The following is an 11,620-nucleotide window of genomic DNA, read 5'->3' as shown; positions in this document are numbered from 1 at the left end:
CTCATGAAGATGTTGGATGTTCCATCGTCTTCGCGAGCAAGCCCGCTCCCACATTTGATCGAGTGCCCTCTGGAAATGAAAAAGCCCGCAGATGATCACTCACCTGCGGGCTTTTTATTTACAGCGGCGTTCCTTAGATCGCCCCACGCTTGCGCAGCAGATCCAGGACCTGCTTGACGCTCTCTTCCAACGTCAGCGACTGGGTGTCGATCACCAGGTCGGCGTCCAGCGGCACGTCGTACGGGAAGGACTCGCCCGGGATGTTGTCGCCAGCAGCAGCGTACAGCCCTTGCGGATCACGCTGGGCGCACACTGTTGGCGAGGCCTGGACGTAGACCGTCAGCAGACGCTCCCTGCCGATCAGGTCTTTGGCCTGCTCACGCCCTTCGGCATTTGGCGCAACGAACGCAGCGAGGGTCAGCAGGCCGGCTTCGTTGAACTGACGGGCGACGTGAGCCGCACGGCGCCAGTTCTCGGTACGCCCGGCGCGATCCTGCGGCAAGCCCTTGTTCAGGTCATGACGCAGGTTCTGGCCATCAAGGACGAACACCGCACGTCCCATGTCGAACAACTTGCGTTCCACCGCATAGGCCAGCGTGCTTTTACCCGCGCCCGACAGGCCGCTGAACAACACCGTGGCCGGCTGCTGGCCGAAGCGCTGGGCGCGCTCCTCCACCGACACGTGGGCCAGTTTGCCGTGGTGCGTGCTGCTGCCATGGGCCAGCGGCTGGGCGACGATCATGCCGGCGCCGACTGTGCCGTTGGTCAGGCGATCGATGATGATGAATGAGCCGGTGGTGCGGTTGCTCTCGTAACCGTCCAGGGCAATCGGCGCATCCAGCGCGATCTTCACCTTGCCGATTTCATTGAGCTGCAACGCGCTGGCCGGACCTTCTTCCAGGGTGTTCACGTCGACCTTGTTGACGATGCTGGCAATCGAGCCCGGCACGTAACTGGTGGCGCGCTTGATGTCGTATTTCTTGCCCGGCAGCATCGGCTCTTCAGCCATCCACACCAGCATCGCTTCGAAGCTGTCGGTCACTGGCGGCACGTTGTCGGCATGCACCAACAGGTCGCCACGGGAGATGTCGATCTCGTCTTCCATGGTCAGTGTGACTGCCTGACCGGGACCGGCATGTTCCAGCTCGCCTTCGAAGGTGACGATGGATTTGACGCGGCTGCTCTTGCCCGACGGCAGCACCACCACTTCGTCACCCTTGTGCACGATGCCGCTGGCGAGGGTGCCGGCGAATCCGCGGAAGTTCAGGTTCGGACGGTTGACGTACTGCACCGGGAAACGCAGGTCGGTGAAGTTACGGTCGCCCGCCACTTCCACGGTCTCGAGGATTTCCATCAGCGACTGGCCGGTGTACCACGGCGAGCGCTCGGATTTGTTCACCACGTTGTCGCCCTTGAGGGCAGACATCGGCACGAAATGCATGCTGGTGGGCTTCATTTTCAAGCCTTCGGCGAACTTCAGGTAGTCGGCCTTGATCGACTCGAACACACCTTGGTCGAAGTCCTTCAAATCCATCTTGTTGATGGCGACGACGATATGCTTGATGCCCAGCAAGGAGGCGATGAAGCTGTGGCGACGGGTCTGGGTCTGCACGCCGTAGCGGGCGTCCACCAGGATGATCGCCAGGTCACAGGTAGAAGCACCGGTGGCCATGTTGCGGGTGTACTGCTCATGGCCCGGGGTATCGGCGATGATGAATTTGCGCTTGGCGGTGGAGAAATAGCGGTACGCGACATCGATGGTGATGCCTTGTTCGCGCTCGGCCTGCAGGCCGTCGACCAGCAACGCCAGGTCGATGTCATCACCGGTGGTGCCGACTTTCTTCGAATCGCGGGTGATGGCTTCCAGATGATCCTCGTAGATCATCTTGGAGTCGTGCAGCAGGCGCCCGATCAGGGTGCTCTTGCCGTCGTCGACGTTACCGCAGGTCAAAAAGCGCAGCAGCTCTTTACGCTCGTGCTGGCCCAGGTAGGCGAGGATGTCCTCGCTGATCAAATCAGATTGATGCGACATGACAGCCCCTTAGAAATAACCTTGACGTTTTTTATCTTCCATCGAGCCTGCGCCATCGTGGTCGATGACCCGGCCCTGGCGCTCGGAAGTTCGCGTCAGGAGCATTTCCTGGATGATGTCCGTCAGGCTCTCGGCCTCGGACTCCACCGCGCCCGTCAACGGGTAGCAGCCAAGGGTACGGAAACGCACTTTCTTTTTGACGATACGGGCTTTGTCTTCGTCGGACAGGTGCTCGAGGATGCGCTCGTCGTCGATCATGATCAGCGTGCCGTTCTTCTCGATCACTTCCCGTTCGGCGGCGAAGTACAGCGGCACGATCGGGATGCCTTCGAGGTAGATGTACTGCCAGATGTCCAGCTCGGTCCAGTTCGACAGCGGGAATACGCGGATCGACTCGCCCTTGTTGACCTTGCCGTTGTAGACGTTCCACAGCTCCGGGCGCTGGTTCTTCGGGTCCCAACGGTGCTTGCTGTCGCGGAACGAGTACACGCGCTCCTTGGCGCGGGATTTCTCTTCATCGCGACGAGCACCGCCAAACGCAGCGTCGAAACCATATTTGTCCAAGGCCTGCTTGAGGCCTTCGGTCTTCATGATGTCGGTGTGCTTGGCACTGCCGTGGGTGAACGGGTTGATGCCCTGCGCCACGCCGTCCGGGTTCACATGGGTGATCAGGTCCAGGCCCAGTTCCTCGACCATGCGGTCGCGAAATTTGTACATCTCCTGGAATTTCCAGCGGGTATCGACGTGCATCACCGGAAACGGCAGCTTGCCGGGGAAGAACGCCTTGCGTGCCAGGTGCAGCATCACGGCGGAGTCTTTACCGATGGAGTACAGCATTACCGGGTTATCGAACTCGGCGGCCACCTCGCGGATGATGTGGATGCTTTCCGCCTCCAGCTGTTTCAGATGCGTCAGTTTGTCGACCATGGCTACTCACGAAAACTTTCTTATGAACGGCCAGCGGGCCGTGTTCGAGCGGGGAATCCTAGCACAGCGACCTCTTCTAATCAGGGCGCCAACTAGATCGAAACAGCATATGGATATGCCTGGGTGTTCGGGTGTTGCACCGAGCTATGTGGGAGCGGGCTTGCTCGCGAATGCGGTGGTTCAGTTGCATATCTGTTGACTGACCCACCGCATTCGCGAGCAAGCCCGCTCCCACAGGTTCGGTTACAGTCAAATAGGATTCGGGCAGTCGATGAAGATATGCTCCAGGGCAAACCGTCGCGCCAGGTAATCGCCCAATGCCTGGACACCGTAGCGCTCGGTCGCATGGTGCCCGGCGGCGATGAAGCTGATGCCATTTTCCCGGGCGCTGTGGAAGGTCTGTTCCGACGCCTCTCCACTGAGGTACAGATCGACCCCGGCCAGTACCGCCTGATCGATGTAGCCCTGGCCACCGCCTGTGCACCAGCCGACCCGGCGAATCATCTGCTCGCCTTCGATCAGCAATGGCTCGCGGCCCATCACTTCCTGGACCTTGCGGGCGAAATCCCGAGGCGTCAGCGGCTCGGACAGGGAGCCGACCAGGCCGACCACCTTGGGGTTGTCCGGATCCAGCGGGCCCTCGACAGTGATGTCCAATTGACGAGCCAATTGCACGTTATTGCCCACCTCGGCATGCAAATCCAGTGGCAGGTGATAAGCAAGCAGACTGATGTCATGCTTGAGCAAGGTTTTCAGGCGACGTTGTTTCATGCCGGTGATGCAGGGGTTTTCGCCTTTCCAGAAGTAACCGTGATGCACCAGCACCAGGTCGGCGTCGGCTTCCACCGCGGCATCGAGCAACGCCTGGCTGGCAGTGACGCCGCTGACAATACGCCTCACCTGCGGCGCGCCTTCGACCTGCAGGCCGTTGGGGCAATAATCGGCAATCCGGCTGCAGGCCAGGTAACGGTCCGCTTCTTCGACCAGGGTGCTCAGGGCTACGGCCATGAAAAGACTCCTAAATATCCCGTTCAGAGGCGCGCGCGGCCTCGTATAATGCGCGTCATTATGGGCGGTCTCATACCGCCTGCAACCTTTGTAGGACGTGCTTAATGCTCAAGGCGCTGCGTTTTTCCGGCTGGCCGCTGTTGGCTGGCGTGCTTGTCGCTCTACTGATTATCCAGCGCTACCCGGAATGGGTCGGCCTGCCCAGCCTTGACGTCAACCTGCAGCAGGCGCCGCAAACCAAGGCTGTGCAGCAGGGGCCGGTGTCCTATGCCGACGCCGTGACCACCGCTGCACCGGCGGTGGTCAACCTGTACACCACCAAGGTCATCAACAAGCCCAGCCATCCGTTGTTCGAAGACCCGCAGTTTCGACGTTTCTTCGGCGACAACTCGCCCAAACAGAAGCGCATGGAGTCGAGCCTGGGGTCGGGAGTGATCATGAGCCCGGAAGGTTATATCTTGACCAATAACCACGTCACCAGCGGTGCCGACCAGATCGTGGTGGCCCTCAAGGATGGTCGTGAAACCCTGGCGCGGGTGATCGGTAGCGACCCGGAAACCGACCTCGCGGTGTTGAAGATCGACCTGAAGAACCTGCCGGCCATCACCATCGGCCGCTCCGACAGCATCCGCATCGGCGACGTCGCCCTGGCCATCGGTAACCCGTTCGGCGTCGGCCAGACCGTGACCATGGGCATCATTAGCGCCACCGGACGCAACCAGTTGGGCCTGAACAACTACGAAGACTTCATCCAGACCGATGCCGCGATCAATCCCGGCAACTCCGGCGGCGCGCTGGTGGATGCCAACGGCAACCTCACCGGGATCAACACGGCGATTTTCTCCAAATCCGGCGGCAGCCAGGGCATCGGTTTCGCCATTCCGGTGAAGCTGGCCATGGAAGTGATGAAGTCCATCATCGAACACGGCCAGGTGATTCGCGGCTGGTTGGGGATTGAGGTCCAGCCGCTGACCCAGGAACTGGCGGAGTCCTTCGGCTTGTCCGGGCGGCCTGGCATCGTGGTGGCGGGGATCTTCCGCGACGGCCCGGCGCAGAAGGCCGGCTTGCAGCTGGGCGACGTGATCCTGAGCATCGACGGCGAACCGGCTGGCGATGGCCGCCGCTCGATGAACCAGGTGGCGCGGATCAAGCCCACCGACAAAGTCACCATCCAGGTGATGCGCAACGGCAAGGAGCTCAAGCTCACCGCTGAAATCGGCCTGCGCCCACCGCCGGCACCGGTGGTGCTCAAGGAAGAAGAGTAACCCCGTGGCGAGGGAGCTTGCTCCCGCTGGGCTGCGCAGCAGCCCTAAACCATCCACCTCAGCGCATCGTCCTGATCACATTCAATTCTCAGGGGCTGCTTCGCAGCCCAGCGGGAGCAAGCTCCCTCGCTACAAAAACGGGTGTCCGGATTTATTTCTCTGAAAACAGAGATAGCATAAATTCTCATTAGTAGTGTTATATTGTTTCAAATATAAGATTTGGAACAACATAACATGTCATCCCTAAAACGGCTTTCCTTCGCCAGCCTCGCCCTGGGACTACTGGGCGATCCAGCCTACGCCGAGGAAAACCAACCGCTGGAACTGGACGCCATCAGCGTGACGTCCGACTACGAATCCCCCACCGGCCCCGTCACAGGCTATCGCGCTACCCGCTCGGCCAGCGCCACCAAAACCGACACCGCCCTGCGCGACATTCCGCAATCCATCAGCGTGATTCCCGCCAGCGTCCTCAAGGATTTAGGCAGCACCAGCGTCGAGCGGGCGCTGGAATATGCCGGCGGCGTGTCCAAGCAAAACAACTTCGGTGGCCTGACGCTCTATGAATACAGCGTGCGCGGTTTCACGACGTCGGAGTTCTACAAAGACGGCTTCAGCGCCAACCGCGGCTATCCGAGTGCACCGGATGCGGCCAACATCGAACGCATCGAAGTGCTCAAGGGCCCGGCGGCCAGTCTGTATGGACGAGGTGATCCCGGCGGCACGGTGAACATCGTCACCAAGAAGCCCCAGCCCGAAGCCTTCACCACCTTGCAAACCAGCGCCGGCAGTTGGGATCGCTACCGCACCGCGCTGGACGTCAACACGCCATTGGACGCCGAGGGCAACCTGCTGTCGCGGGTCAACCTGGCGGTCGAGGACAATCACAGCTTCCGCGATCACGTCGACAGCAAGCGCGTCTTTGTCGCGCCTTCCATCAGTTGGCAACTGAACCCCGACACCCGCCTGTTGCTGGAAAGCGAAATCGTGCGCCACAGCTCGACGTTCGACCGCGGCATCGTCGCACCGAACAACCGCTGGAGCGGCGTTTCCCGCTCGACCTTCCTGGGCGAGCCCAACGACGGCGACATCGACAACCACAACAACATGCTCCAGGCCGCCCTCGAACATCAGCTCAACGATACCTGGCAAGTGCGCCTGGCCAGCCACTACAAGCAGGGCGAACTCTGGGGTTTTGCCTCAGAAGCGCGACCGCTGAACGCCGACGGCCACACGGTGAACCGCCGCTACCGCGAGCGTGACAACAATTGGCACGACAGCATCACTCAGCTGGAATTGCGCGGTCTGTTCGACCTAGGCCCCTGGCAGCACGAACTGCTGGTCGGTACTGAATACGAGGATTACCGCAAGAACGAGCGCGTGACCACCATCGCCGGCGGTGCTTATCCCATCGACATCTATCAACCGATCCATGGCCAGCCAAAACCCAACGGCACGCGCTCCGGCACAGACTTCTTCGAGCATGTCCAAAGCCGGGCGCTGAACCTTCAGGATCAGATCGTGTTCACCGACAAACTGCGGGGCATGCTCGGCGTGCGTTATGAGCATTTAGAGCAGAGCATCGACGACCACACCACCGACGTCACCAGCCGCCAACGTCACGACGCCCTGACGCAACGGGCCGGCTTGCTGTATCAACTGACGCCGCAGGTCGGGCTGTTCGCCAATGCCTCCACCTCGTTCAAGCCCAACAATGGCCTGGATGCGGACGGTAAGACTTTCGACCCGGAGGAAGGGGTTGGCTATGAAGTGGGGATCAAGAGCGAGCTGTTCGACCATCGCCTGAGCAGCACGCTGGCAGCGTTCCATATAGAGAAGGAAAACGTCCTGGCGCCGGTTCCGGGCACCGACACCAATGTCGCCACGGGCAAGGCCAGCAGCCAGGGGATCGATCTGCAAGTCACCGGGCAAGTCACCGACGCCATACGGGTGATCGGCGCCTTCGCCTACATCGATGCCGAAGTGACCAAGGGTGACGAAACCATTCCCACAGGCAGCCGGATCCTCGGCGTCGCCAAGCGCAGCGGCAGCCTGCTCGGCGTCTACGAATTCCAGGACGGGCACCTGCGGGGCTCTGATGTCGGCGCGGCGTTCACCTATGTCGGAGACCGCTCGGGTGAAGCCGGCAAGGATTTCGAGTTGCCGGCCTACCACACCGTGGACCTGCTGGCCCATTACAAAGCCAGCGATAACGTCACCGTGGGCCTGAACCTGAACAACGTCTTCGACGAAAAATACTACGAGCGCTCCTACAGCAATTACTGGGTCACCCCCGGCGCGCCGCGCAACTTCACCGTCAGCCTCACCCTCGATCTGTAAAGGAAAATCCCTATGAAACACCCCAAGACACTCGCCCTTCTCGGCTTGCTCCTGGCTACACAAGTTTCGGCCCATGGCCTGTGGACCGAACAACGGCGCGGCAACATTGAGGTGATTTACGGTCACGGCGCCGAGGACAATGCCTTCAAGGCACAGAAAATCAGCGGCGCCTGGGCCTATGACCTGGGTGGCAAGATGATCCCGGTCACCGTGGAGCGCCTGCCGGACCACGCCCGCCTGCAACCACTCAAGCCGCCAGCCGTGCTGGCGGTGGCCCTGGACAACGGCATGTGGTCACAGACCGCCGACAAGAAGTGGATCAATGAGGGTCGCAGCAAAGTACCCGGCGCGATTGAGTCGACCCACACCTTCAAGTACAGCCTGGCGATCTACGAGCCTGGGGCGAAGTTGCCGAAGCTCGATCAGGTCAAGTTCCTGATCTTGCCGGAAGCCGACCCACTGACCGTCGGTCCGGGCCAGTCATTGCCGGTACGGGTACTGCTTGATGGCAAGCCAGCGGCCGGCGTGAAACTCGTAGGCGACTACCGCAGCGCCCCGGACACCGTATCGACTGAAACCGATGCCGAAGGCCGGGCCAAGGTCGTGGTGCGTAATGAAGGGTTGAATGTGATTGCCGCTCAGATGGAAATTACCCTCAAGGACAACAAGGATGTGGCAACCCGCGGCGTGTTCACCTCGCTGACATTCGTCGGCGAGCCGCATCACGATTAAATCCTGAACGCCTGAAAGCAATGTGGGAGCGAGCTTGCTCGCGATAGCGATGGTTCAGTCAGTACTGAAGTAACTGACATACCGCTATCGCGAGCAAGCTCGCTCCCACATTAGGTCCAGCGCCGGGCTTTAGAGTTCGCCGAGGGCTTCGATCAGCGCCTGGTTCTGCTCAGGCGTGCCAATGCTGATCCGCAGGAACTGGGCGATCCGCTCCTGCTTGAAGTGCCGCACGATCACCCCTTGCTCCCGCAGTTTCGCCGCCAGGCCTGCCGCATCGTGCTGGGGGTGACGGGCGAAGATGAAGTTGGCCGCCGAAGGCAGCACTTCAAAGCCCTTGGCTTGCAGTTGCGCCACCACCCATTCACGGTGCTCGATGACCAACCGGCAAGTCTTGTCGAAGTGCTCGCGGTCGTCGAACGCCGCCGCGCCGCCGACATTCGCCAGGCGATCCAGCGGATAGGAGTTGAAGCTGTTCTTGATCCGCTCCAGCGCTTCGATCAAGTCCGGATGGCCCACCGCCAGGCCCACCCGCAGCCCCGCCAGCGAGCGGGACTTGGACAAGGTCTGGGTCACCAGCAGGTTCGGGTAACGGTCCACCAGGCTGATGGCCGTCTCGCCGCCAAAGTCGATATAGGCTTCATCGACCACCACCACCGAATCCGGGCTGGCCTTGAGGATCTGCTCCACGGCCTCCAGCGCCAACAGGCAGCCGGTCGGCGCGTTCGGGTTGGGGAAGATGATCCCGCCGTTCGGCTTGGCATAGTCCGCCGGATCGATCTGGAACTGTGCGTCGAGGGGCACGGCGTCGAACTGGATGCCGTACAACCCGCAATACACCGGATAAAAGCTGTAGCTGATGTCCGGAAACAGCAACGGCTGGTCGTGTTGCAACAGGCCGTGAAAGATGTGCGCCAGCACTTCATCCGAGCCGTTGCCCAGGAACACCTGGTTGCCCTGCACCCCATAATACCGGGCCACGGCGCTTTTCAGCAGGTCGCTGTTGGGATCCGGGTACAGGCGCAGGTTGTCATTCAGCTCGGTCTGCATCGCCGCGAGCGCCTTGGGCGATGGCCCGTAGGGGTTCTCATTGGTGTTGAGCTTGACCAGGCGGGTCAGCTTCGGCTGTTCGCCCGGCACGTAGGGCACCAGGTTCTTGACGAACGGGCTCCAGAATTTACTCATTTCAGTTTCCCCTGCTCTTCAATGGAGCGCTCGTCAAGAATGCGGTATTCGGCGCTGCGGGCGTGGGCACTCAGCGATTCGCCACGGGCCAGCACGGAAGCGGTCTTGCCCAGTTCGGAGGCACCCTGCTCGGAGCAGAAGATGATCGACGAACGTTTCTGGAAGTCATACACCCCCAGCGGCGATGAGAAGCGCGCGGTGCCGGAAGTGGGCAATACGTGGTTGGGCCCCGCGCAATAATCACCCAAGGCTTCGCTGGTGTGGCGGCCCATGAAGATCGCACCGGCGTGGCGGATCAGTGGCAGCCAGGCCTGCGGGTCGGCGACCGACAGTTCCAGGTGCTCCGGCGCGATGCGGTTGGCGACCTCGATGGCCTGTTCCATGTCGCGGACCTTGATCAGTGCGCCACGACCGTTGATCGAAGTGTTGATGATCTCGGCGCGATCCATGGTCGGCAGCAGCTTGTCGATGCTGGCGGCGACCTTGTCGAGAAACTCAGCGTCCGGACTGACCAGGATCGCCTGGGCGTCTTCGTCGTGCTCGGCCTGGGAAAACAGGTCCATGGCAATCCAGTCCGGATCGGTCTGGCCGTCACACACCACGAGGATTTCCGAAGGGCCGGCGATCATGTCGATGCCGACCTGGCCAAACACGTGGCGTTTGGCGGTGGCGACATAGATGTTGCCCGGCCCGACCACCTTGTCGACCCTCGGCACGCTCTCGGTGCCGTAGGCCAGCGCGGCGACGGCCTGGGCGCCGCCGATGGTGAACACCCGGTCCACCCCGGCGATGCAGGCGGCGGCCAGCACCAGTTCGTTGATTTCACCCCGCGGGGTCGGGACCACCATGACCACCTCGGTCACGCCGGCCACCTTGGCCGGGATGGCGTTCATCAGCACCGAGGATGGATAGGATGCCTTGCCACCCGGTACATACAGGCCGGCGCGGTCCAGTGGCGTGACTTTCTGGCCCAGCACCGTGCCGTCGGCTTCGGTGTAGCTCCAGGAGTCCTGTTTCTGTCTTTCGTGATAGTCGCGCACCCGGGATGCGGCTTTTTCCAGGGCTTCGCGCTGGAGCACGGTGATCCGGGTCAGGGCCAGCTCCAGGCGCTCGCGCGGCAGGATCAGGTCGGCCATGGACGCCACTTGCAGGCCGTCGAATTTCTGGGTGAACTCCACCAGGGCTGCATCGCCACGCTCGCGCACGGCCTTGATGATGTCCAGCACCCGCTGATTGACCGAGTCGTCAGACACACTTTCCCAGCTCAGCAGATGATCCAGATGATGTGCGAAATCCGGGTCGGCAGCGTTGAGTCGGCGAATCGAAGTGGGAGCGGTCATAGCGAGGGCCTCATTAATGGCAAATGCTCAGGCGCCCTAAGCTACCAGTCCATTCGCGTGGGCACCTGAGAAAATTGGCTATGACACGGATAGACGGGCGCGACTCAAGGTCGCGCAGGTGAATCAGCCGCGGTGTCGCGATTCCACTGCCTTGCGCAGGGTATCGATCAAAGCCTGGATTCGGGCGTGCTGCATCTTCATCGAAGCCTTGTTGACGATCAGCCGGGAGGTGATGTCCGCGATGAAATCCTGGGGTTCCAGGCCATTGGCCCGCAGGGTGTTGCCGGTGTCGACCACGTCGATGATCTTGTCCGCCAGGCCGATCAGCGGCGCCAGCTCCATCGAACCGTACAACTTGATGATATCGACCTGACGGCCCTGCTCGGCGTAATAACGCTTGGCAACGTTGACGAACTTGGTCGCCACCCGCAAGCGGCCCTTAGGCTCCGGCGCGCCGACTTTACCGGCGGTCATCAGCTTGCAACGGGCGATCTGCAGGTCCAGGGGCTCGTACAGGCCCTGGCCGCCGTATTCCATCAGCACGTCTTTACCGGCAACGCCCAGGTCGGCGGCGCCATGTTCCACGTAAGTCGGCACATCGGTGGCACGCACGATCAACAAGCGCACATCGGCCTGGGTCGTGGGGATGATCAGCTTGCGGCTCTTGTCCGGATTCTCGGTCGGCACGATGCCTGCTTCAGCCAGAAGCGGCAGGGTGTCGTCAAGGATGCGGCCCTTGGACAGTGCGATGGTCAACATGGGAAACGTCAGTCCTTATCAAGGTACTCATGCCC

The 11,620-nt window shown here is 61.3% G+C and carries 9 protein-coding genes; 3 read left to right on the top strand and 6 right to left on the bottom strand.

The window, feature by feature from the left end:
- Positions 1-133 precede the first annotated feature (133 nt).
- The 3 genes from cysN to CD58_RS04530 all read right to left on the bottom strand — a co-directional run bounded on the left by cysN (position 134) and on the right by CD58_RS04530 (position 3,967).
- On the bottom strand, positions 134-2,032 hold the full coding sequence (gene cysN, locus CD58_RS04540; RefSeq protein WP_025211877.1) for a sulfate adenylyltransferase subunit CysN: 1,899 nt from the start codon (positions 2,030-2,032) through the stop codon (positions 134-136).
- Positions 2,033-2,041: 9 nt separating this feature from the next.
- Complete coding sequence (cysD, locus tag CD58_RS04535) at positions 2,042-2,959, bottom strand: sulfate adenylyltransferase subunit CysD (protein WP_003178041.1); 918 nt, start codon at positions 2,957-2,959, stop codon at positions 2,042-2,044.
- 249 nt (positions 2,960-3,208) lie between these two features.
- Positions 3,209-3,967: a Nif3-like dinuclear metal center hexameric protein gene (locus tag CD58_RS04530; RefSeq protein ID WP_025211876.1), complete on the bottom strand. Its 759-nt coding sequence runs from the start codon at positions 3,965-3,967 to the stop codon at positions 3,209-3,211.
- 104 nt (positions 3,968-4,071) lie between these two features.
- Here CD58_RS04530 and algW point away from each other — a divergent pair, with 104 nt between their 5' ends.
- From algW to CD58_RS04515, 3 genes are all read left to right on the top strand, one after another.
- Positions 4,072-5,232: a Do family serine endopeptidase AlgW gene (gene algW, locus CD58_RS04525; protein WP_025211875.1), complete on the top strand. Its 1,161-nt coding sequence runs from the start codon at positions 4,072-4,074 to the stop codon at positions 5,230-5,232.
- 234 nt (positions 5,233-5,466) lie between these two features.
- Positions 5,467-7,572 carry a TonB-dependent siderophore receptor gene (locus tag CD58_RS04520; RefSeq protein WP_025211874.1) on the top strand — a complete coding sequence of 702 codons (2,106 nt, stop codon included), beginning with the start codon at positions 5,467-5,469 and terminating at the stop codon, positions 7,570-7,572.
- 12 nt (positions 7,573-7,584) lie between these two features.
- Positions 7,585-8,304 carry a DUF4198 domain-containing protein gene (locus tag CD58_RS04515; protein WP_025211873.1) on the top strand — a complete coding sequence of 240 codons (720 nt, stop codon included), beginning with the start codon at positions 7,585-7,587 and terminating at the stop codon, positions 8,302-8,304.
- Between the two features lie 129 nt (positions 8,305-8,433).
- Here the strand turns inward: CD58_RS04515 and hisC are convergent, their stop codons facing one another.
- The 3 genes from hisC to hisG all read right to left on the bottom strand — a co-directional run bounded on the left by hisC (position 8,434) and on the right by hisG (position 11,585).
- The gene (gene hisC, locus CD58_RS04510; protein WP_025211872.1) at positions 8,434-9,486 is read right to left on the bottom strand and encodes a histidinol-phosphate transaminase; all 1,053 of its coding nucleotides are present in this window, start codon (positions 9,484-9,486) and stop codon (positions 8,434-8,436) included.
- A complete protein-coding gene (gene hisD, locus CD58_RS04505) occupies positions 9,483-10,826 on the bottom strand; it encodes a histidinol dehydrogenase (RefSeq protein WP_025211871.1) in 1,344 nt (447 codons plus the stop codon). Before hisD ends, hisC begins: the two co-directional genes overlap by 4 nt.
- Before the next feature lie 123 nt (positions 10,827-10,949).
- Positions 10,950-11,585, bottom strand: a complete 636-nt coding sequence (gene hisG, locus CD58_RS04500; protein WP_025211870.1) for an ATP phosphoribosyltransferase — start codon at positions 11,583-11,585, stop codon at positions 10,950-10,952.
- Positions 11,586-11,620 lie beyond the last annotated feature (35 nt).

Origin of the sequence: Pseudomonas brassicacearum, from assembly GCF_000585995.1 — a bacterium.
Taxonomy (GTDB): domain Bacteria; phylum Pseudomonadota; class Gammaproteobacteria; order Pseudomonadales; family Pseudomonadaceae; genus Aquipseudomonas; species Aquipseudomonas brassicacearum_A.
Note: the sequence above shows the minus strand (reverse complement) of the source record. Positions and strands in the feature narration are given on the sequence as shown.